Origin of the sequence: Pseudoalteromonas caenipelagi (assembly GCF_013140855.1) — a bacterium.
GTDB lineage: Bacteria > Pseudomonadota > Gammaproteobacteria > Enterobacterales > Alteromonadaceae > Pseudoalteromonas > Pseudoalteromonas caenipelagi.
The window spans coordinates 62284-84390 of sequence record NZ_JABBPG010000013.1 but is presented as its reverse complement, the minus strand read 5'-3'; the positions used below and the strand labels follow the sequence as shown (position 1 = coordinate 84390).

Here is a 22107-nt window from a genome sequence, read left to right as displayed (position 1 = left end):
AGTGCGATGAATCAGCGCTTGGCTTCATCTCGCTAGGGGTGTGCATTCTAAGCATTCCCATTTTTTTGTCAACACTTAATTTTAAGAAGTTTTAAATTTAAGTTTTACTCGACGCTGACTCGTTGTTACTTTGCTTATTCAGCGTAGCGCTCCGTGTCAGTGGGGTCGCATTATAGGGCGGCGAATTAAAAGCGCAAGCGGTTTTTGCAGAATTTTTGAAGAAAAGTGATGAAAATAGATCTTTCGAGCAAATTTATAGCTAAAAGCTCAATAATAAGACATTTACCCATCGATAATCAGCTCAATAGAGCTAAGTTTAGTTAAAACCTTTTCACCTACTTGCTAGCTAATGATCCGTTTAATCGAGAATTAAGGGTTAGCTGGGCGTCAAATAGTACATTTATGTAGAAAAAGGCTAGTTAGATTGGGAGTAAAAAAGTGATTAGGTGTGGAAGTTACAAAAAGAAAAAGCCGAGCTATTGCTCGGCTTTTTGTGTCTTATAAAGACTTACTCTGCAGACTGCGCGTCTTCTTGAGTTTCTTCCGCTACTGGGCGGTCTAGAAGCTCAACGTAAGCCATTGGTGCATTATCACCAGCACGGAAGCCACACTTAAGAATACGAGTGTAACCACCTGGACGGCCTTCGAAACGAGGACCTAGTTCGCTGAATAATTTACCAACTACTTCTTTATCACGCGTGCGAGCAAACGCTAAACGGCGGTTTGCTACGCTATCAGTCTTAGCCAGTGTGATTAAAGGTTCAATTACACGGCGCAACTCTTTCGCTTTAGGCAAAGTTGTTTTGATGATTTCGTGCTTCACCAAAGAACCAGCCATATTGCTGAACATCGCTTTGCGATGGCTGCTGTTACGGTTTAATTGACGACCACTCTTACGATGGCGCATGACCCTATCCTTCTAACTAAAATATAGTAACTTAGCTTATTCAGCTAAGCTTGCCGGTGGCCAGTTCTCTAGGCGCATACCTAGTGAAAGTCCACGTGAAGCTAGTACATCTTTGATTTCAGTTAGAGACTTCTTACCAAGGTTTGGTGTTTTCAGAAGCTCAACTTCAGTACGCTGTACTAAGTCACCGATATATTGAATTTGCTCGGCTTTCAAACAGTTTGCTGAACGCACTGTTAGCTCAAGATCATCAACAGGACGAAGCAGAATAGGATCGAATTCTGGCTTCTCTTCTTTCTCTTCTGGCTCAGATACATCACGTAAATCTACGAATGCTTCTAACTGCTCAGCTAAGATAGTAGACGCACGGCGGATCGCTTCTTCAGGATCTAAAGTACCGTTCGTTTCCATATCAATGATTAACTTGTCTAAGTCTGTACGTTGTTCAACACGGGCTGACTCAACCGAGTACGCAATACGCTCAACTGGACTGAATGATGCATCAAGCAGCAGACGACCAATTGGACGCTCATCGTCATCAGAGGATAAACGGCTAGACGCAGGCACATAACCACGACCACGTTCAACACGAATACGCATGCTGATTTCACTATTGTCAGCAGTTAAGTGACAAATAATGTGATCTGGGTTGGCGATTGTTACATCTCCATCGTGCTGGATATCTGCCGCAGTCACAGGGCCTACACCAGACTTAGTCAGGGTCAGAAAAACTTCATCTTTACCTTCTAGAGATACCGCTAAACCTTTTAGATTCAACAAAATTTCAATGATGTCTTCTTGAACGCCTTCTTTCGCGCTGTACTCATGCAATACACCGTCGATTTCAACTTCAGTTACTGCACATCCTGGCATAGATGACAACAGTATACGGCGTAAAGCGTTACCCAAAGTGTGGCCAAAACCACGCTCAAGTGGTTCTAAAACTACTTTAGAACGCGTTGGGTTGATAGCGTCGATATCGACTAACCTTGGCTTTAGGAATTCGGTTACAGAACCCTGCATTTTATCCTCTCTTAACTCTTAACTTTACTTCGAGTAAAGTTCGACGATTAGTTGTTCGTTAATGTCCGCAGACAGATCAGAACGCTCTGGTAGGCGCTTGAAGCTACCTTCCATTTTCTTACCGTCAACTTCAATCCAAGTTGGCTTTTCACGTTGCTCAGCCAACTCTAGAGCAGCGATGATACGCGCTTGCTTTTTAGACTTCTCGCGAATTACTACTACATCTTCAGGAGTAACTACGAAAGAAGGGATATTAACAACACGACCATTAACCATAATCGCTTTGTGGCTCACTAGCTGACGTGCTTCAGCACGCGTGCTTGCAAAACCCATGCGATATACAACATTGTCTAAACGTTGCTCTAGAAGCTGTAGTAGGTTTTCACCTGTGTTACCTTTAAGGCGAGCAGCTTCTTTATAATAGTTACGGAATTGCTTTTCTAATACACCGTAAATACGACGTACTTTTTGCTTTTCACGTAATTGTAAACCGTAATCAGATAGACGACCTTTACGAGCGCCGTGCTGACCAGGTGCAGTCTCAAGTTTACACTTTGAGTCGATAGCTCTTACGCCGCTCTTAAGGAACAGGTCAGTACCTTCACGACGACTCAGCTTGAGCTTAGGGCCCAAATATCTTGCCATGTTCTTTCTCCTAACCTATTGTTAAACGCGACGTTTCTTCGGTGGACGACAACCATTATGAGGGATTGGCGTCACGTCAGTGATGTTTGTGATACGGTAACCCGCAGCATTCAATGCACGTACAGCAGACTCACGGCCTGGACCTGGACCTTTAATGAATACTTCTAGGTTCTTAAGGCCGTACTCTTGTGCAGCAGTACCTGCACGCTCAGCAGCAACCTGTGCAGCGAACGGAGTAGACTTACGTGAACCACGGAAACCAGAACCACCTGCAGTCGCCCAAGAAAGAGCATTACCTTGACGGTCAGTAATGGTTACGATTGTGTTGTTGAATGATGCATGAACATGTGCCATTCCATCAACAACTTGCTTTTTGACCTTTTTACGACGAATTGGTGCTTTAGCCATAACTTACCCCACCTTATTTCTTGATAGGCTTGCGTGGACCCTTACGAGTACGCGCGTTAGTCTTAGTACGTTGACCACGTAGTGGTAACGAACGACGATGACGTAAGCCACGGAAACAACCAAGGTCCATAAGACGCTTGATGTTTAAAGTCACTTCACGACGAAGATCACCTTCGACAGTGTACTTGCCAACTTCTTCACGAAGTACGTCAAGTGTTTCGTCTGAAAGCTCACCGATTTTTGTAGTTTCGGCGATACCAGTCGCTGCTAAGATCGCCTTAGCGCGAGTTTTACCTACACCATAGATGCTAGTTAAACCAATAACTGCATGCTTATGATCAGGGACGTTAATGCCAGCGATACGGGCCACTAACACATCTCCTATATTTCGATCCGACACCCATCTGTTTGAAAAGCCCGCAAGGATACTCAAACGAAGATCGGATCACATTCAAAAACACAGGCTAAGTAATATTTACTTAGCCTGCATGACTTTTATTAGCCTTGCCTTTGCTTGTGCTTAGGCTCACTGCAAATCACACGTACTACACCAGCACGCTTGATAACTTTACAGTTACGGCAAATTTTCTTAACGGAAGCACGTACTTTCATTGCTCAACTCCGTGAAAATAACCTTATCGGCCATAGCCTTTAAGGTTTGCTTTTTTCAGCACAGAATCATACTGATGTGACATCATATGAGTCTGTACTTGTGCCATAAAGTCCATGATTACTACAACGATAATCAAAATTGATGTACCGCCGAAGTAGAATGGCGTTTGCCACGCCATAGTCATAAACTCGGGCACCAGACAGATAAAGGTTATATACAAAGCACCTGCCAATGTCAGGCGTGTCATCACTTTATCAATGTATTTAGATGTCTGCTCACCTGGACGAATGCCTGGAATAAAAGCGCCAGATTTTTTCAGGTTATCTGCTGTCTCACGCGGGTTAAATACCAACGCAGTGTAGAAGAAGCAGAAGAAGATAATAGCCGCAGCTAGGACCATCGCATACAAAGGCTGACCAGGGGTCAACACTGCAGAGATAGCTTGTAGCACATCAGCGACCGGACCTTCACCTTGGCCGAACCAGCTTGCAATTGTACCAGGGAACAAAATTATACTGCTAGCAAAGATTGGTGGAATAACACCCGCCATGTTTACTTTTAGTGGTAAATGCGTGCTTTGAGCAGCAAATACTTGACGACCTTGCTGACGTTTGGCGTAGTTTACAACGATACGACGCTGTCCACGCTCAAAAAATACAACAAGATAAGTAACTGCGAATACGATTACCGCAATCAATAACAGTACAAGAACATTCAGATCACCTTGGCGCGCCATTTCAGCTGTCGAACCAATTGCAGACGGCAGGTTAGCTACAATACCAACAAAAATCAGTACTGAGATACCGTTACCAATACCTCGTTCTGTAATTTGTTCACCCAGCCACATTAAGAACATAGTACCCGTTACTAAACTCACCACAGCGGTGAAATAGAAACCGAAACCTGGATTAACAACTAATCCGTTCATCATGTTTGGTAAGCCAGTAGCAATACCAATTGACTGGAAAGTAGCTAGCACGAGCGTACCATAACGCGTGTACTGACTGATTTTCTTACGCCCTTGCTCACCTTCTTTCTTAAGCTCTATCATCGCAGGGTGTATATGCGTTAATAGCTGCATAATAATCGAAGCTGAGATATACGGCATAATACCGAGCGCCAGTACCGAAGCACGCTCAAGCGCACCACCGCTGAACATGTTAAACATTTCAACAATGGTGCCCTTTTGTTGCTCGAAGAATTCGGCAAGTACAGCGGCATCAATCCCAGGGATCGGCACGAATGAACCTAGACGGTAAATAATGATAGCGCCTAAAACGAATAGTAATCGACGCTTCAGTTCCGCAAGCCCACTTTGTGCACTTTGCATATCTTGACCTGGTTTAGCCATAGTGTACTTCCTTAGTCTTCTACCTTGCCTCCGGCAGCTTCGATAGCTTCGCGAGCACCTTTAGACACTTTAATGCCTTTAACGGTAACTGCGCGTGAAACTTCGCCAGATTTAACAACTTTAACGAACAGAACGTTCTTTTTAACTAGACCAGCTGCTTGTAACGCGTTTAGGTCTACCACATCGCCTTCAACTTTAGCGATTTCGTAAAGGTTAACTTCAGTAGATACTAGAGATTTACGTGAAGTGAAACCAAACTTAGGTAGACGACGTTGCATAGGCATTTGACCGCCTTCGAAACCAACGCGTACTGTACCGCCAGAACGTGATTTTTGGCCTTTATGACCACGGCCACCAGTCTTACCAAGACCAGAACCAATACCACGACCTAGACGTTTCTTTTCAGTTTTTGCACCAGCAGCAGGTGAAAGTGTATTCAAATGCATTCGAATTACCCCTCAACCTTAACCATGTAAGAAACTTGGTTGATCATACCACGTACACATGCTGTGTCTTCTAACTCAACAGTGTGGTTGATACGACGTAAACCAAGGCCACGTAAAGTCGCTTTATGCTTCGGCAAACGACCGATAGAGCTCTTTACTTGAGTAACTTTTACAGTTTTATTAGCCATGGTTAATTACCCCTGAATCTGTTCAACAGTTAAACCACGTTTTGCAGCAATACCTTCTGGAGAATTCATGTTCTCTAGAGCGGAAATTGTTGCACGAACGATGTTGATTGGGTTTGTTGAACCGTATGCTTTTGATAGTACGTTTTGTACACCAGTTACTTCTAGTACTGCACGCATTGCACCACCGGCGATGATACCAGTACCTTCAGATGCTGGCTGCATGTATACTTTAGAACCCGCGTGGCGACCCTTGATAGGGTGCTGTAACGTGTTACCGTTTAGTTCAACGTTGATCATGTTACGACGTGCTTTTTCCATTGCTTTTTGAATAGCAGCTGGAACTTCACGAGCTTTACCATAACCAAAACCTACTTTACCTGCGCCATCACCAACTACTGTTAGTGCAGTGAAGCTAAAGATACGACCACCTTTAACCACTTTAGACACACGGTTCACCGCGATTAGCTTTTCAGCCAAATCAGGCTGTTGTTGCTTTGCTTCTACGTTAGCCATTGTCTACTCCTAGAATTGCAGACCGGCTTCACGCGCTGCATCAGCAAGCGCCTTCACACGGCCGTGATATTTAAAGCCACTGCGATCAAAGGCTAGTTTTTCAACACCTTTGTCAGCTGCACGTTCAGCAATCGCTTTACCTACAGCTTGCGCTGCAGCGATGTTGCTAGTGCCTGATACTGATTCAGCAATTGCTTTTTCAACTGTAGAAGCAGCAGCCAGTACTTTACCTTCAGCATTAACTAACTGAGCGTAAATGTGACGTGGCGTGCGGTGGATAACAAGACGCGTTGTGCCTTGTTCAATAAAATTTCTACGGGTGCGTTTAGCACGACGTAGACGAGCTGTTTTCTTATCCATCGTCTTACCTTACTTCTTCTTAGCTTCTTTACGACGCACGTGCTCATCTGCATAACGTACACCTTTACCTTTATAAGGCTCTGGCTCACGGTATGAACGGATGTTAGCAGCAGTTTGACCAACTAATTGTTTGTCAGCGCCCTTAACTACAAGTTCAGTTTGGCTTGGAGCTTCGATAGTGATGCCCTCAGGGATATCAAAGTTCACTGGGTGAGAGAAGCCAAGAGTTAAGTCTAAAACTTTACCCTTAACAGCCGCACGGTAACCAACACCAACTAATTGAAGTTTTTTCTCGTAGCCTTCGTGTGTACCAACAATCATGTTGTTGATAAGTGCACGAGCAGTACCTGCTTGTGCCCACGCGTTCGCAACGTCACGAGGTGTCGTTGTGATCACGTTGTCAGCTAGAGTTACTTCAACAGCGTCGTTGATAGTACGAGACAACTCACCATTTTTGCCTTTAACTGTGATGTCCTGGCCTTTAACTGTAACTTCTACACCGGCAGGAACTGTAATTGGAGCCTTCGCTATACGAGACATTGTTCCCCTCCGATTAAGCTACAAAGCCAATGATTTCACCACCAACGCCTGCACTACGTGCTGCGCGGTCTGTCATCAAGCCTTGAGAAGTTGATACGATAGCGATACCTAGACCACCCATTACCTTAGGTAATGCGTCACGTTTCTTATAGATACGTAGACCAGGGCGGCTAACACGCTGGATGTTTTCAATAACAGCTTTGCCTTCGAAGTACTTTAATTCGATAGTCAATTCTGGTTTTGCGTCGCCAGATACTGCGAAGTCTGTGATATAACCTTCGTCTTTAAGTACCTTAGCTACTGCTACTTTCAGCTTTGAAGTTGGCATTGATACAGCAACCTTCTTCGCAGTCTGACCGTTACGGATACGTGTGAACAAATCCGCAATAGGATCTTGCAAGCTCATGTCTTACTCCCGTGATTCTATTACCAAGAAGCCTTTTTAAGGCCAGGAATTTCACCGCGCATAGCTGCTTCGCGAACTTTGATACGGCTCATGCCGAATTTGCGAAGGAAACCATGTGGGCGGCCCGTGATGTTACAACGATTACGTTGACGTGCAGGGCTTGAATCACGCGGTAAGCTTTGAAGCTTTAATACCGCATCCCAACGATCATCTTCAGATGCGTTAACATCGCTGATGATAGCTTTTAGTGCCGCGCGCTTTTCAGCGTACTGAGCAACTAATTTAGTGCGCTTTGCTTCGCGCGCTTTCATAGAATTCTTTGCCATAACCCTACCCTTATTTCTTGAATGGGAAGTTAAATGCTTCTAACAACGCACGGCCTTCCTCATCAGTTTTCGCAGAAGTAGTGATTGTGATATCCATACCGCGAACACGGTCTACTTTATCATAATCGATTTCTGGGAAGATGATTTGCTCACGTACGCCCATAGAGTAGTTACCGCGACCGTCAAAAGACTTAGCGCTAACACCGCGGAAGTCACGAATACGTGGCATCGCAATTGAGACTAAACGCTCAAGGAAATCCCACATACGCTCGCCGCGTAGGGTTACTTTACAGCCAATTGGGTAGCCTTCACGAATTTTGAAGCCAGCAACTGATTTGCGTGCTTTCGTGATTAGAGCTTTCTGACCAGAGATTGCTTCTAGATCTGCAACAGCGTTTTCTAGAATTTTCTTGTCAGCTAGGGCTTCGCCCACACCCATGTTTAATGTGATCTTTTCGATCTGAGGGACTTGCATGACAGAGCTGAAACCAAACTTCTCTTGAAGTTCAGCGACTACTTTGTCTTTATATACTTCATGCAGTTTCGCCATCATTCTACTCCAACTATTAGATAGTTTTACCAGTAGATTTGAAGATACGTAATTTCTTACCGTCTTCAATCTTGAAACCTACACGATCTGCTTTACCAGTTTCCTGGTTGAAGATCGCAACGTTTGATACGTCGATTGACGCTTCTTTCTCAACAATACCGCCAGCTTGCTGTAATTGTGGTACAGGCTTTTGGTGTTTCTTGATTAAGTTAATGCCTTCGACAAATACTCGACCAGTTTCAGTTACAACTGAAAGCACTTTACCGCGCTTACCTTTGTCTTTACCGGCTAGTACGATTACTTCGTCATCACGACGGATTTTTGCTGCCATGATAGACTCCTTATAGTACTTCTGGGGCTAGTGAAACGATTTTCATGAACTTTTCAGTACGTAGTTCACGAGTCACAGGGCCGAAGATACGAGTACCAATAGGCTGTAGGTTATCATTTAAGATAACAGCCGCATTGCTATCGAAACGGATCAATGAACCGTCCGGACGACGAACGCCTTTTTTAGTACGCACAACTACCGCGTTTTTAACATCACCTTTCTTCACTTTACCGCGAGGAATCGCTTCTTTAACAGAAACTTTAATGATGTCACCAACAGCCGCATAGCGACGGTGCGAACCACCAAGGACTTTAATACACTGCACTTTGCGAGCGCCGCTGTTATCAGCAACGTCCAGCTGAGTTTGCATTTGGATCATATTAATGAGCTCCGGTGTAGTTACAACTCGCTTTAATTTTGTTTAAAATCAAAGCATTTAGATTATATTCCGCTCAAAAAACGAGTGATTTGTCTTTCAAGGGCGGGCAATTGTACCAGCAAAGGTTGTGTATTCATAGTTCAATTTTTAATTAATTTAGCAAACACAGCTGTTAACGCGGGTACAGTTTTACTAGGTGGGGTCGTAAGTTAACTATTTCAATGCAAAACTCCCTTTTTGCATCAATAGATTAAAAAGCGACCAATCTAATTAGGCTCAGTACGATTATTTTTTAAAAAAGTTGCAATATTGTCTACCGTATCCAACCAATACCCATTGGCTGGGTCTTTTAAGTACTTGATCAATGCGTTTAGGGCCTCTGCATCGATGGTATAAATGCCTTTTTCTCCCACTTCGTGACCCGCGAGGATAATCCAGCTGTTACTAAAGCGCAGCGCATCAAGAGTTACTTTGATTTGTGCAAATGTCATCCCATCAATGCGAATACCAGTAAGCTGAGAAAAGTCAGTGTAGTTAGCATCGTTTGCGGTTTCATCAAGCCAAGTGCGGCCGGTGGAGAACATATCGGCAATCAGCGGCACATAACTTTTAACTTCAATACCCCGGCCAACAAAAGTATTTCCGCAAGGATATGCAAACGAGCGCGGCGTGACGCCCAAGTTATTTTCTATATAGTTGTTGGTTTTGGTGATGTCGTCACGCAGCCACTGTAAATCGACTTGCTCTAACCCCTGATTCTGTTGCCTTAGCCATTGAAAGTTACCCGTACATAAGTGACTGGCAGTATGATTGCCAATTTCATGACCATTGAGGGCAACCGCTTGCCACTGCGCTAAACGTTGGGCGACAGGCCCAGGCATTACATAAAAGGTCGCTTTAACATTGTGTTTGTCTAAAACTGGCACGCCAATATCGAGTTGACTGGCTCTGGCGTCGTCAAAGGTGATACTAACGGCATTACGCGCACCATGAGGGTATTGCCAAACACGGCTAACTGAAGGCGTATCTTGCTTTAAATGTGTTTTTGGTTCGGCCTCTACATTATTAGCGCAACTACTGATCGCCATTGCTAGTAAAGAGATAGCTGCCCCGTTGATAAACATTTTAATCATGCTCTATCCTTGGATAATCAACAAGTAGGTACAATCAGTTAACCACGAGGCACCAAACTCGGCAATTGAATAAAATTAAATATGACTTTTTAGGTAATTAGAGGTTCTCATCAACCGCTAGTCGCTATAAACTCATTAATTGGTATTAAACATTGGAACTTATCGCGCAGTGATCGACTTAAGCCGCCATTATGAAAACGTGATGCCCATTGGACAAGGGGGCATGAGTACCGTTTTTTTAGCAACGGATGCTAAATTAGGTCGCAAGGTTGCGCTCAAAGTTTTAAATAACGCGCATACGCATGGTCAAACATTGCTCGAAGAAGCTCGCCTGCTCGCCAAACTCAACCACCCTAACATTGTGCAAATTTATAATGTGCAAGAGGTTGATACTAGCTTGGTGCTTGAGATGGAATATGTGCAAGGCACCACACTATATAACCACTTAAAAGAACAACATCTCGATTTAGAAAAAAAACTGTCTATCTTAATCGACATAGCACAAGGTTTAAGTGCCGCACATAAACAACATATTCTGCACTTAGATTTAAAAGCTGCCAACATATTAGTGAATGAGCAAGGCCAGGCAAAAATAGCCGATTTTGGCATATCGCAATTAAAAGGCGAGCAAGATGTTAGCCAGCTATCTAGCTTTGGTAGCCTGGTCTCGATGTCACCCGAACAATTACGCGAAGAACCACTGGATCAGCGAAGTGATTTATTCTCTTTTGGTTTATTAGCCTATCAAATACTCACCGGTAACCACCCATATCGCGCACAAGCACAAGCAAACACAGAGCAAGCCATTGCCGAACAAATTAAATTTAGCCCGCTTAAACATGCCGCGCGTGGCTTAATCGAATACTCAGATGATCTAATTACACTGATTGAGCGCTTATTACAGTTTGATAAAGACTTACGCCCGCACAGCGCCGATGAGGTGGTGATGCACCTTAAACAGGTTTTAATGAGCATTAATTACGATAACAGCGACCCCACCATAGAGCTAAGCGAGCTTAATCTCAGCAATCCCAATAGCAAACGCAACAAACTGCTGGCTCTTTTTGCATTTGCTTTTTTATTTGTCGGCCTGATTGGCAGTGGTATTTGGTATTGGCAAATCACTAAACCTAAAACCTATATTGCCGCCCTGCCTATCAAATATGATGAACAATCGTCACTGACGGATACCCAACAACGCATTGTTAAACTGGGCCTAGACGATGCGATTAGTAACTTTATTTTGCAAGATAGTAGCACCTTACAAGTGTCTAATTCCGAAGTAGAAACCGCGATTAAATTGATGGGTGAAGAAACGTCGCTGGCAAGTTTAGGTAAAGCACTGGGCGCCAATATTTTGCTTGAACCTGAGCTTTCTTGTCGCGGGTCGATTTGTGAAGTGATATTAAATGCCATTGATGGCAGTAAAGCCACTATGATTAAGTCAACGCGTTATAGTGTGGATGCTGAGAGCTTTAGTGAAGCATATCGGAATAGTTTGAGTCATGTGAGTGGGTTGTTTTCTCAAGAGGCCTTATCAGATGAAATAAGTGATGCTTTTTTTGAGAAGTATGTAACGCTTGTAAACTCGTACAACTCTGGGAATCAAGATCTAAAGCAAATACTTCATCAGGTTCGCACACAACAAAGGCAAGCGCCTAATTTTACTCCGCTCTACAGCTTATATCGTAGAGTAGTCATCGAAACACATAGAATGCACTCAGACCCAAATATTTTATGGAGCTTTGTCGATACATTAGAAAATGCTCCTGAGAGTTACAAATTTAGCCCTAACTTTTTGCTAGACCACATTCTGGTGTATCAAGAGCTCAGGGATTGGGAGAAGGCTGAAAGTCTAATAACTTCTTTAGAAAAAACTAATATAGATAGATATGAACTACTCAGTATTAAAGCTAATTATTTCAGAGAAAGAGCACACTATCAGCAGGCACTTGATAATATTTTGGCTGCATATAAATTGAGGCCAACGTTACAAGTAACGAGAAGCGTCGCTATTATATATTTGTTAAAAGGTCAGTATACTGACGCTTTATCTTATCTTGATTTGGTTATCAGTTCTGCACCAAATGATTACTGGGCCCTTCAGGCTTATGCTGACATATCATTACTTAGTGGGTCTCCTTATCAGGCTATTGCAGCCTACAAAAGACTACTCAAAAAATCACCGCAAGATACAAAGGCGCTATCAAATCTGGCTATTGCTCTGTCACTCGTAGGAGAATTCCAACTATCATCTATTCATGCAAAAAAAGCTTATGAGCTGAACCCTCAGCACCTTAACTACATACTCAATTACGCTGACAGCCTATTGTTGTTGAAAGAAGAAAAACAATCTAAAGTACTGTATCAAACCATTCTAAATATGACTGAAGATTCAACTGATTTTGATGATTTGATACCTAGGGTACAAGCGCTATTGCATTTGGGGGAAGGCATTGCTGCACTCAAATTAGTTAACTATATAGAAAATGAAAACCCTAATGTTTACGATTTAAAATTTGTCAAAGCAATGGTTCTAACTTTACTGGGAGAACATCAATCTGCATTGTTAACAATAGAGAACAGCATAAATGACGGATGGAGCGCCAACTTTTATACTTTACCTTGGTTCAAAAGCTTATGCGTACATACCGAAAAGTTAGAGTTACTCATTAGCACAAAGAATACAAACTACCTTTGTGCTAGTTAAGCTAGTACCAAAATTCAGTTAAGTTGGTTGTGTACTTCCAATCGTGACTCGTGGGTCCTGTGAAAAATAACGTTTAACAGGCCCAAACGGAGCACTATCGCCTCCTGTTTGCTCAGCCACTAAACGAAAATCAATGGTCGCTTCACCTAAGAGCTCTAGTGTACAACTCATTGCCTGCGGCTCGCTCATCAGCTTATTAATATCCGCTTCAGTCAAAGTATGGTCTAGGTTTACCGCTTCAATCGACACGGTTACCGCTACACCATCAGCTGATACGTTGCTCGACAAATTGTAATTTAAGTTGTCTTGCGCCTCAGTAAATAGCGTACCGTTTTCAGTAAACTGCCATGTTTGTTGGTCGTCTGCCGCTAGTGTGTAAATCAATACGGCTTTATCACCATTGTTAAGTTGGATATTAAGCGCTTCACCGTTTGAGTTTGTATTTTGGGTGATCTGCCAATCTTCACCTGTACTACTTGGTTTCACTGTAAAGTTATACGTATCAATTTGACTCATGAGAGTTTCCTTTATTCAGTTTTTAAGGACATAGTTAATATAATCATATAAACATACTTAATACGATTACACCGAATTACAGTTATTTTAATGCATGATGCACAACAATCATCAATTGGGAACTCAAAATAGTCCCTAATTAAAATTTATATCTTTAATATGACTTAAACTCTTACCAAATCACCAGTTGCAACTTGGTACAGCTGAATGGGCTAAAGTATCTGTTACTTACTCGTGGCGAGCTGACTTTAAGCACATTTAATCACAAAGCGAGCTACCACTTTCTATCAAGGTTATTCAAACACACCACAGCAACTAAGCCATAATCAGTCTAATGACGCAGGCATAATGAGGCTAAACCACAAAACCTCATTATGATGCTTAACAACCGCTATTAGTTACCCGCCAAACAAGCCCTTCAACTTATCTTTCAATTTATCCTTAATTTTATCTTTGGCTTTGTCTTTAGCCGCGCCGCTGATATCAATATTCACATCCACTTTATGAAATGGGCCTTTAATGCGCAGGGGTACTTTAAAGCCTGTGCTGTCATCGTTGCTTGCTTGCCCTTCGATGGTATCAACAATGCCAGTGACTAGACGGTAGTTCACATTGGTTTGTGGTAAATCCACATCCCCTTCACCGGTAATACGGATAAGTGGACTGGCAAGATACAGGTCGGTATTACGGCCTATACCATTGGTGAACACTAAACTGCCTGTAAGTGATGAAAAGTCGGTTTTTTGCTCAGGGTTGTAATCGGCATTTAAACCATCTTTGAGAGATGAAAAGTCGCCTTTGAGCATCTCTTTGGCTTTGCGGGTCATCTCGGCAATGTTTGCGCCTTTTACGCCACCATCTTTTAAGTTAAACGCCAGCTTACCAGCAAGGGCTGATACAAAACTCTTTTGGCTTTGCCCTTGGGTGTTTAAATCCCAATTGATACTGCCCTTACCCAGCACCTTATCAAAACCCACTGCATCGGTAAGTAGTGGCTCAGCGTTGATACTGTCTAACGCAAATTGGGTGTTTATTTTATATGGAGTGCGGCTGGCATCTACTTTAACTACGCCATTACCCGTACCTTCGTAGGCATTAAATTTATCTAAACCAATCAGAGCCACACCCTGATTCAATTTAAATGACAGTTGGTTTTCCCCAAGCTTTATCTCGCGTGCTTTTAAGCCTGTTGAGCGCACCACTACATTGGCATCGAGCGAGTTAAGGGCCGATAAATCAATCGGTGTATCATCCCAAACTATAGGTTGTGCTTCTTGTTGCTCTTTGGGTGCTTCTGCTTGTTTTACAGGCTCCGGCAGATAGGGGTTTAAGTCCAACATACCTAAGTCAACATTGGCTTGTACATTGAGGCGTTTGCCAAGCTCAATTGTACTTTTACCTTCAATGGCAAGTTCATCCAATTTGGCGGTGAGCGTTTTAAGGGTAAAGGTTTGCCCGCTCATATGCATCGCGCCGCTTACTTCAAATTGGTTAAAGGCATTGTCTTTGGCTTTAAGGTCAACCCCTTGCCACTGTGCAATCGCTTTTACTGAGTCACCTTTAAGGGTTAGCTCACCTTGAATATCTTTACCCCCTTGCGCCACTTTGCCCGTAAAGTTCATATTAACGAGCGCAGAGTTAAGCGCCTGTGTCACAGTAAATGTATCCCCCCCTATCAGCTTGGCGGGTGTTGCCAGTGTGGTGCTTAGTTCAAATACTTGCTGTTGATAAGTGATAGAGCCCGCAATAGCGAGCGTTTCGCGCAATGATGGCAGCTGCACCGTCACCTCAACATCGGTTAGTTGGTGTTGTGCCTTGGTTTGCCCATTTTTATAAGTGAACGTACCGCCATAAATCGCCACTTCACCTAACTTAACATCAAAGTTGTCAGGTAAAGATGTACTCCCTTCGTTTGATGTGGTTTGCGTATCGGTATTTTTCGCTGTAGGAAATATCTGCCAATTAGCTACTCCTTGCTGATTTGTCTCTAACAAAATATTAGGCTGGCGAATAACAAACTTCTCAAGCTTTGCCTCACCGCCTAATATCGATAACCAGGGTATATGCACTTCTAGCGCCTGCATACTCACCATGTTGTCACGACTGCCCGATGGCATATTGGCAAAATGCACGTCATTAAGCTCTATCTTTAAACTCGGTAACACCGATAGCTCACTGTGCCCTAATACCTGCAATTTACGACCAGTGTTAAGCTCTACTTGCTCAGATAGCTCACTGATTATGCGCTCGGTAGGAATTAAAAAAGGTGCAGCAAGTACCACACCAACTAACACAAGTACCGTTGCACCTAATACCTTAATCACGGTTTTCATAACGTTCCTTAATTACTGATAACTGAAGCCATTACAACTATAGTAGCGCTGCTGATAACTAAATTCATGCCTAATCACTATGATATCAGTAAAAATTATTCTCACCGTGACTTGTTTGCAGTCTATCTGTGTAAATATCACTTTATTGGATTGTAAGTTCGCCATTCTTCGGTATGATCGCCCGCCCTTGTCAAATTTAACTGGCATTGGCTAAACTCAATAGATGAATTTTTAAGCAAGTGTGTGGAGACTCAAACCAGCATGAAGAAGTTGCTCATTTCCCCGTCAAAAATGGCTCTGGGTGAACAAGAAAGTCAGATTTACCAGAATATTTTAAAACAAGCGACTGAGATCAGTTTAAACCTAATGGCGGTGAAGGTAGAGAACCACCCTGAAGATTTTTTGCTATGGTGCTACGAACTATTAGACGTGGCAAAAAACCGACTCAATTTTGATTTGCTTGATGACCATCAACTACCTACCGTTAAAAAGTTACACGATCAACTTATATCGGCCATTAGCTTCTTGCAGCTTAAAACACTGCGTATAACCCCTTGGCCTGTATTAGTTGCTTTTGTTGAGCAACACCGTGATGCATTAGCTATTGATGAACAACTCAAGCTTACCGCTTACTTGGCTGATAAACGCACAACACCACTAAAAGAAATGATAGTTGAAGACAGACTGGCCTTTAGTGGTAAACATGCCGCATCACTTGATACCAGCGTATATAACTTTGATGTCGAATGGTTTTGTTCAACAAAGAGCGCCAAAGGCTTTCATCAACTCTTCGCCGACTTACCGGGCGCATTTGATGAAGCATTGGCGCACATTCCCGCCGAAGGCGAGGTAAGCGAGCAAGACTACCAGCAATTTGTAGTCGCCTATTTACTGGCATTTAACGGCAGTGATGAAAAGCCAACGCTTGCTCCCGCCACGCGATTATTGGCGATGCGCCGCCCTGATGTGTTCACCCCCATTAGTAGCTCAAAGCTGGATGCATTATGTTCAGCATTTGGCATTACCAAACTGAATAACCGCGACTTTGAACGCTACTGGCAAGATATTGTACTCACTATACATGCCATGCCTTGGTTTAAAATGCCAACCCCTGCAAATGAGTTTGAACAACAGCTTGCAGATATTAAAGCGTTGTTACCTTGCTGGTTTTACTATGCAGACAAAGACACGGCCGAAGGCTCGAACTACTTGAAGTTACTTAATAAACCACAACGTACCACCAGCAGTGGCGGCAAAAAAACGGTTCGTCGTGGTAAAGAGTCGGCAGAGGTGTTGGTAGATAGAGCGTTAAGTGATGAATCTATCCCTGAGCATATTCGCGCTAAGCGCGACTCAATAGTGGCAGAAGTCGAAAAAGGTCGCAGTGTAGATGAAACTATCTCACTGATGCGCACTATTTTTGGTTAAGCCTCGCTAATACAGTGGATTTGCACATGTCGCTTGCTAGGTACATGTGCAAATTTCATTCAAAACGCACCATACCTGTGCATTTTCGCCCCCTTCATTTCACAACCATCTCACATCAACATTAATTAAATTCATAATAATCATTATGTTAAATAAATAATTTTGTTTCTTTCAAAATTGGCGTAAGCGTTGCTCACTCTATTTCCAACTCAGTGCTCTAAGGAAATATAATGAAAAGAACAGCTTCTTTATTGGCTCTTGCATGCCTCTCTATCACCTCTTTTAATACGCTTGCTGAAGTAAGCGCTAACGTTGCTGCCAGCTCTAACTACTACTGGCGTGGTATTACCCAAACTGATGATGGTGCCGCGTTCTCGGGAGGAATTGATTACAACTCTGATAGCGGCTTTTATGCGGGAACTTGGGTGTCTAACGTCGAGTTTGGTGACCAAACCAGTTACGAAATGGATGTGTACGCAGGTTTTAGTGGTGAAGCACAAGGTTTGGGCTACGATGTTGGTTACTTGTATTACGCCTACCCCGACGCACCGGGTTCGAGCAATTTTGGCGAACTTTATGGATCACTTAGTTGGCAATGGCTCAGTATTAAAGCCAGCTACCTGACTCATGCACAAAAAGATTCAAGCACCGAAGAGGACATGCTGTATTTAGAGCTCAATGCCAGCTTTAACATTCTTAATGATAGTGAACTTGCTCTACACATTGGTCGCTCAAGCGGCGATACCATCAAAGAGTGGACGGGGGAAGACGATAGCTATATGGACTATGGGGTAAGCGTCTCGAAAGATGGTTTTACGCTAGGATTAATCAAAACCGACCTCAATACCAACGACGATGTAAAAGCCTTTGTAAGCTACAGTGTAGACTTTACTCTGTAACACCCTTTTTTGATACTTGCTGCAAAACTCAAGGGCCGAAAGGCCCTTTTATCATTTCGCGACTGTCAATTACGGTACACTGTGCCCTGTAGATGCTTGCCAAATGCGATACCACTGCTCACGCGATAAGTCGATATGCGTAGACTCAATCGCAGCCTTTACGCGCTTAATATTACCCGTTCCAAGCACCACTGAAGGATGTGATGGTAAACGGTTTAGCCAAGCATAAGCGATTTGATCAATGGATGTGGCCGACACCTCCTGTGCAACTTCTTCAAGTACCCCTGCCAAGCGGGTTGCCTTTTGATCGTTTTTATCAAACAACCGCCCCCCGGCTAACGGGGACCAAATCATCGGGTGGATACCTCGCTGTTGACACTGGGTGAGTGTGCCATCATCCAATGCCTTCATTTCATACACCGAGCACTCGATTTGATTGGTGATCAATGGAAAAGATAAACGCGATTGTAATAATTCAAATTGCGACGGTGTGAAGTTAGATACTCCAAAGTGCGACACATCCCCGACTTGCTTGAGACTATTAAATGCCTCAGCTACTTCATCTACGTCCATTAAATAATCAGGACGATGGATAAGCAAGACATCTAGTCTATCAGTATTGAAGTTTTTCAGACTTTGCTGAACTGAAGCAATGATATGCGCCTTACTTGAGTCATAGTGGTTTGCCTTACCCGCTAAGCCTTTTTTAGCCAATGCTGGGCGAATACCACATTTGGTAATAATTTTAATTTGATTACGAATATGCGGATCAAGCTTTAGAGCGCGGCCAAAGGCGCGCTCACACTCATACTCACCATAAATATCAGCATGATCTGTGTGTTTAATCCCTAAATCAATGCACTGCTGCAGATAGCTTAAACATTGCTTGTCTGTCAGCTGCCAATCCAGTAAACGCCAAAACCCGAGAACAAACGGGTCTATTACTCGGTGGCTTGATGGCTGATTCATAATGTAACCTTGATACTGCTCGCAACTTGTATTGCTTTTGATGTTGCCTGCGCCACAGACTGATCTCTGGCAAGCGCGACCCCCATACGACGAGTACCCACAACTTCAGGCTTACCAAATAAGCGTAACTCAGTATTTGGTATAGCCAACGCTTCTTGCAAACCACTGTACTGCAGCTGTTGCGATTCTCCCGTCACTAAAATAACACTTGATGCTGAAGGACCATGAAAGTGAATATTCGGAATAGGCAGTCCTAAAATTGCTCTGACATGTAGTGCAAACTCACTTAAGTCTTGTGAGATTAACGTCACCATGCCCGTATCGTGAGGTCGAGGGGATACTTCGCTAAAATAAACCTCATCACCTTTAATAAATAGTTCAACACCAAATAAACCACGACCGCCTAACGCTTCGGTTACTTTATGGGCAATGTCTTTACTGCGTGCCAATGCCAACTCACTCATTTGTTGCGGTTGCCAACTTTGCTGATAGTCACCGTTTTCTTGTACATGACCAATGGGTTCACAGAAACTAGTGCCATTTACATGGCGAATGGTAAGCAAGGTGATCTCGTAGTCAAAATCCACAAACCCTTCAACGATCACGCGTCCTTGCCCTGCTCGGCCACCTTCTTGCGCATATTGCCATGCAGCGTCAATATCCTGCTCTTGCTTAACAACACTTTGCCCTTTGCCTGATGAACTCATAATAGGCTTAACTACACAGGGCATACCAATCTCAGTTATGGCTTGTTTGAAGTCTTCTAAGGAGTCTACAAAGCGATAGGGGGAGGTTGCCAAGCCAAGCTCTTCTGCGGCTAAGCGGCGGATCCCCTCGCGATTCATGGTCAGTTGCGCGGCTTTTGCACTGGGCACAACGGTGTACCCTTGTTGCTCTAACTCTACAAGTTTATCTGTCGCAATCGCTTCTATTTCTGGCACGATGTAATCGGGTTGTTCTTGTTTGATTATTTGCGCTAAACGCTCCCCATCAAGCATAGATAAAACATAGCTTCTGTCAGCAACTTGCATCGCTGGTGCGTGTTCATATCTGTCTAACACCACAACTTCGCAACCAAGGCGCTTGAATTCAATCACCACCTCTTTGCCAAGTTCACCACCACCACATAACAAGACTTTACACGCCGTTTTTGAAAACGGCGTACCTAATGGTTTAATTATCATTTATTTTCCTATGGTAACCAATCAAGCGTTATTGCAGCTTGACCTGCGCATCAAACTTAGGGTGGCCATTGAGTTGTAAGCTAAGTAGCGCCTTGTTTTCTAGCTTCCCCACCCCTTTCGGTGTGCCTGTCAAAATAACATCTCCTGGCATTAAAGTGCAAAATTGGCTCACACTTTTCAAAAGTTGTTCAAATGAGAAGATCATCAAATCAGTATTGCCTTGCTGCATTAGCTGTTTGTTCTGCCAAAATCGAAATTCTAAGGTGTGTAAATCAGCAAGCGTATTAATAGCAACAAAAGGGGTAATAGGACAACTACCATCATAGGCTTTAGCTCGCTCCCATGGATGCCCTTGCTGCTTCAGTTCTGATTGCATGTCACGTAATGTTAAGTCGAGCGCCAAACCAACCCCAGTTATTGCCTCAAGTGGTGAAGCATGATGTTTATCTACTTTTTCACCAATTAGTAAGGCAAGCTCCGCTTCATAGTGGTGCTCTCCGAGCGATTTATCTAGCGTGATTTCTTCGCTAAAGCTTTGATAGCTGGTAGTCGGCTTCATGAAAATTAATGGGGCGCAAGGAATGGGGTTATTTAGTTCTTGTGCATGTTCAACATAATTACGACCGACGCACACTATTTTCCCCTCAGGGAGGTCCATTTTTTGTCCATTTACCCATTGGTGTTTATACATAACATCTCCACTAAGCACATTTACATCTAGGCCCGTAATCATAAGCTAGTTTATTAATTTTAATAGTGTTTTATATATCTCTTCTAGCAATAATTGGTATAACACTCACTGATAGTCCGCTTATAATTTACCACGCACTACCTGTTTACTCTGCTGATTTATTTGCTCCGACCACAAGTAGGTACTTTGTCATAAACGTACTGAGGTTCATTACAAAACGCAATCCAATCGTCATCCCCAAAAAGCTCAGTTCTCTCATGAATTCACTTAAGTTTAGCAGCCCATAATCAGGTAGTAAGGCATGCCCAACTCGCCCTTCTGACGGGGAATAAACGTTTTCGAATAATGGCTGAATATTATTAAATCGTACAGTGTGCGCTCTTTTAGATAAACGCAGCTGCATTTGTTGTTTCATCTAAAGGCTGAGACCTCACTAAATGTAACTCCTAATCCGTAACCTTAGAGGTAAAGCGTTCAACGGTAAAGTACGCCTTTTGCATAAACTCAGGATAACGTTGTCGTACGGAAACAGGCTGTTATCTCCAGCCTGCCGTGCCTATACCGCGTCATCTACTAACTCCTTAATAAACTGCTTAGCAATGGCATCGCTACTGATGACAGTGTGTACTATACGCCCGGTTTCAATATCAAAAACAAACTGCTTATTACCGTTGGTTTCAAACATCAAATTTAATGAAATGCTAAAGGCTTTAGGAGGGACTTGTAGATGCGCATCTTTTGAAGGTTCATAATATATAACCTCTCCAGAACTTAACTGATGTGAACCAAGAGATTGCAAACAACTATCACACCCCTCTTCCAGTTCATCGCTATAGTCATATTGAAATAATCGAGAGATATATCCTGGACCAAAGTAGTTAGTCGTTAAAAACGCAAAGTTATGGTCATGCAAACAACGGTAAACGTTCAACTTATCATTTTGGCACTGTTTCTCACCGTCAGAGTGCCAAAAACATACCCTCACTTGAAAAAAAGGGGACTTGTTGATGTAGATAACCCAAGAGTCATTGGCATATGTGTTACCCGACTCTATTTTTAATGTCTCCTTAAGCACATTGTCACAGACTAAATCCGTTAAAAAGTATTTGTTGTTCGCCAATAGCTGAAGCTGCAAAGCAAAAAAATTCACATGTTTTCTATCCAAACAATCGGGGCCTGTGTAATGAGACTTTATACGCTCTACAAAAGTCGCCAGCGAAATTGCACTTTTGCTGCAAAAATTAAATGAGTACGTCAT

General features: G+C 43.1%; 28 protein-coding genes. 3 read left to right on the top strand and 25 right to left on the bottom strand.

The window, feature by feature from the left end; all coding sequences use genetic code 11:
• Positions 1–508 precede the first annotated feature (508 nt).
• The 18 genes from rplQ to HG263_RS20790 form a co-directional block, all read right to left on the bottom strand.
• Positions 509–907 (bottom strand): 50S ribosomal protein L17, encoded by a 399-nt coding sequence (gene rplQ / locus HG263_RS20875; protein WP_152084660.1) that lies wholly within the window; start codon positions 905–907, stop codon positions 509–511.
• Positions 908–943: 36 nt separating this feature from the next.
• Positions 944–1930: a DNA-directed RNA polymerase subunit alpha gene (locus HG263_RS20870; protein ID WP_070992631.1), complete on the bottom strand. Its 987-nt coding sequence runs from the start codon at positions 1928–1930 to the stop codon at positions 944–946.
• Between the two features lie 24 nt (positions 1931–1954).
• Positions 1955–2575: a 30S ribosomal protein S4 gene (gene rpsD, locus HG263_RS20865; protein WP_171628000.1), complete on the bottom strand. Its 621-nt coding sequence runs from the start codon at positions 2573–2575 to the stop codon at positions 1955–1957.
• 21 nt (positions 2576–2596) lie between these two features.
• Positions 2597–2983, bottom strand: coding sequence for a 30S ribosomal protein S11 (gene rpsK, locus HG263_RS20860; protein ID WP_010363724.1), 387 nt, complete (start codon positions 2981–2983; stop codon positions 2597–2599).
• Between the two features lie 13 nt (positions 2984–2996).
• On the bottom strand, positions 2997–3353 hold the full coding sequence (rpsM, locus tag HG263_RS20855; RefSeq protein ID WP_105189430.1) for a 30S ribosomal protein S13: 357 nt from the start codon (positions 3351–3353) through the stop codon (positions 2997–2999).
• A gap of 128 nt (positions 3354–3481) precedes the next feature.
• Entirely contained in the window at positions 3482–3595 is a 114-nt protein-coding gene (gene rpmJ / locus HG263_RS20850; protein WP_002959476.1) for a 50S ribosomal protein L36, read from the bottom strand.
• A 23-nt stretch (positions 3596–3618) separates the two neighbouring features.
• The gene (gene secY / locus HG263_RS20845; protein WP_152084657.1) at positions 3619–4947 is read right to left on the bottom strand and encodes a preprotein translocase subunit SecY; all 1329 of its coding nucleotides are present in this window, start codon (positions 4945–4947) and stop codon (positions 3619–3621) included.
• 11 nt (positions 4948–4958) lie between these two features.
• On the bottom strand, positions 4959–5393 hold the full coding sequence (gene rplO / locus HG263_RS20840) for a 50S ribosomal protein L15 (protein WP_171627999.1): 435 nt from the start codon (positions 5391–5393) through the stop codon (positions 4959–4961).
• A 5-nt stretch (positions 5394–5398) separates the two neighbouring features.
• Positions 5399–5581: a 50S ribosomal protein L30 gene (rpmD, locus tag HG263_RS20835; RefSeq protein WP_016710201.1), complete on the bottom strand. Its 183-nt coding sequence runs from the start codon at positions 5579–5581 to the stop codon at positions 5399–5401.
• A gap of 6 nt (positions 5582–5587) precedes the next feature.
• Positions 5588–6094, bottom strand: coding sequence for a 30S ribosomal protein S5 (gene rpsE, locus HG263_RS20830; RefSeq protein ID WP_070992633.1), 507 nt, complete (start codon positions 6092–6094; stop codon positions 5588–5590).
• A 9-nt stretch (positions 6095–6103) separates the two neighbouring features.
• Positions 6104–6454, bottom strand: a complete 351-nt coding sequence (gene rplR / locus HG263_RS20825; protein ID WP_070986507.1) for a 50S ribosomal protein L18 — start codon at positions 6452–6454, stop codon at positions 6104–6106.
• 9 nt (positions 6455–6463) lie between these two features.
• Positions 6464–6994, bottom strand: a complete 531-nt coding sequence (gene rplF / locus HG263_RS20820; protein ID WP_171627998.1) for a 50S ribosomal protein L6 — start codon at positions 6992–6994, stop codon at positions 6464–6466.
• Between the two features lie 13 nt (positions 6995–7007).
• Positions 7008–7400, bottom strand: coding sequence for a 30S ribosomal protein S8 (gene rpsH, locus HG263_RS20815; RefSeq protein ID WP_070992636.1), 393 nt, complete (start codon positions 7398–7400; stop codon positions 7008–7010).
• A gap of 20 nt (positions 7401–7420) precedes the next feature.
• The gene (rpsN, locus tag HG263_RS20810; protein ID WP_058031299.1) at positions 7421–7726 is read right to left on the bottom strand and encodes a 30S ribosomal protein S14; all 306 of its coding nucleotides are present in this window, start codon (positions 7724–7726) and stop codon (positions 7421–7423) included.
• Positions 7727–7736: 10 nt separating this feature from the next.
• Complete coding sequence (gene rplE / locus HG263_RS20805) at positions 7737–8276, bottom strand: 50S ribosomal protein L5 (protein WP_070986510.1); 540 nt, start codon at positions 8274–8276, stop codon at positions 7737–7739.
• Between the two features lie 16 nt (positions 8277–8292).
• Positions 8293–8607 carry a 50S ribosomal protein L24 gene (rplX, locus tag HG263_RS20800; protein WP_070986511.1) on the bottom strand — a complete coding sequence of 105 codons (315 nt, stop codon included), beginning with the start codon at positions 8605–8607 and terminating at the stop codon, positions 8293–8295.
• Between the two features lie 10 nt (positions 8608–8617).
• Complete coding sequence (gene rplN / locus HG263_RS20795) at positions 8618–8986, bottom strand: 50S ribosomal protein L14 (protein WP_010378257.1); 369 nt, start codon at positions 8984–8986, stop codon at positions 8618–8620.
• A 266-nt stretch (positions 8987–9252) separates the two neighbouring features.
• Positions 9253–10119 (bottom strand): polysaccharide deacetylase family protein, encoded by an 867-nt coding sequence (locus HG263_RS20790; protein WP_246240052.1) that lies wholly within the window; start codon positions 10117–10119, stop codon positions 9253–9255.
• A gap of 169 nt (positions 10120–10288) precedes the next feature.
• Here HG263_RS20790 and HG263_RS20785 point away from each other — a divergent pair, with 169 nt between their 5' ends.
• A complete protein-coding gene (locus tag HG263_RS20785) occupies positions 10289–12829 on the top strand; it encodes a protein kinase domain-containing protein (RefSeq protein ID WP_171627997.1) in 2541 nt (846 codons plus the stop codon).
• An 18-nt stretch (positions 12830–12847) separates the two neighbouring features.
• On the opposite strand, the gene HG263_RS20780 is transcribed toward HG263_RS20785, so the two are convergent.
• On the bottom strand, positions 12848–13345 hold the full coding sequence (locus HG263_RS20780; protein ID WP_171627996.1) for a DP-EP family protein: 498 nt from the start codon (positions 13343–13345) through the stop codon (positions 12848–12850).
• Between the two features lie 398 nt (positions 13346–13743).
• Positions 13744–15678 (bottom strand): AsmA family protein, encoded by a 1935-nt coding sequence (locus HG263_RS20775; protein ID WP_171627995.1) that lies wholly within the window; start codon positions 15676–15678, stop codon positions 13744–13746.
• A gap of 261 nt (positions 15679–15939) precedes the next feature.
• Between HG263_RS20775 and HG263_RS20770 the strand changes: the two genes are divergently transcribed.
• Positions 15940–17106 carry a hypothetical protein gene (locus tag HG263_RS20770; protein WP_171627994.1) on the top strand — a complete coding sequence of 389 codons (1167 nt, stop codon included), beginning with the start codon at positions 15940–15942 and terminating at the stop codon, positions 17104–17106.
• Positions 17107–17336: 230 nt separating this feature from the next.
• Entirely contained in the window at positions 17337–18005 is a 669-nt protein-coding gene (locus tag HG263_RS20765) for a TorF family putative porin (protein WP_171627993.1), read from the top strand.
• Positions 18006–18074: 69 nt separating this feature from the next.
• On the opposite strand, the gene HG263_RS20760 is transcribed toward HG263_RS20765, so the two are convergent.
• The 5 genes from HG263_RS20760 to HG263_RS20740 all read right to left on the bottom strand — a co-directional run bounded on the left by HG263_RS20760 (position 18075) and on the right by HG263_RS20740 (position 22107).
• Positions 18075–18974 (bottom strand): aldo/keto reductase, encoded by a 900-nt coding sequence (locus tag HG263_RS20760; RefSeq protein ID WP_171627992.1) that lies wholly within the window; start codon positions 18972–18974, stop codon positions 18075–18077.
• Complete coding sequence (gene purT, locus HG263_RS20755) at positions 18971–20158, bottom strand: formate-dependent phosphoribosylglycinamide formyltransferase (RefSeq protein WP_171627991.1); 1188 nt, start codon at positions 20156–20158, stop codon at positions 18971–18973. The genes HG263_RS20760 and purT overlap by 4 nt, the downstream gene beginning before the upstream one ends.
• Positions 20159–20186: 28 nt before the next feature.
• Positions 20187–20849: a fumarylacetoacetate hydrolase family protein gene (locus HG263_RS20750; RefSeq protein WP_171627990.1), complete on the bottom strand. Its 663-nt coding sequence runs from the start codon at positions 20847–20849 to the stop codon at positions 20187–20189.
• Positions 20850–20994: 145 nt separating this feature from the next.
• On the bottom strand, positions 20995–21264 hold the full coding sequence (locus tag HG263_RS20745; protein ID WP_171627989.1) for a hypothetical protein: 270 nt from the start codon (positions 21262–21264) through the stop codon (positions 20995–20997).
• A 141-nt stretch (positions 21265–21405) separates the two neighbouring features.
• A complete protein-coding gene (locus HG263_RS20740) occupies positions 21406–22107 on the bottom strand; it encodes a hypothetical protein (protein WP_171627988.1) in 702 nt (233 codons plus the stop codon).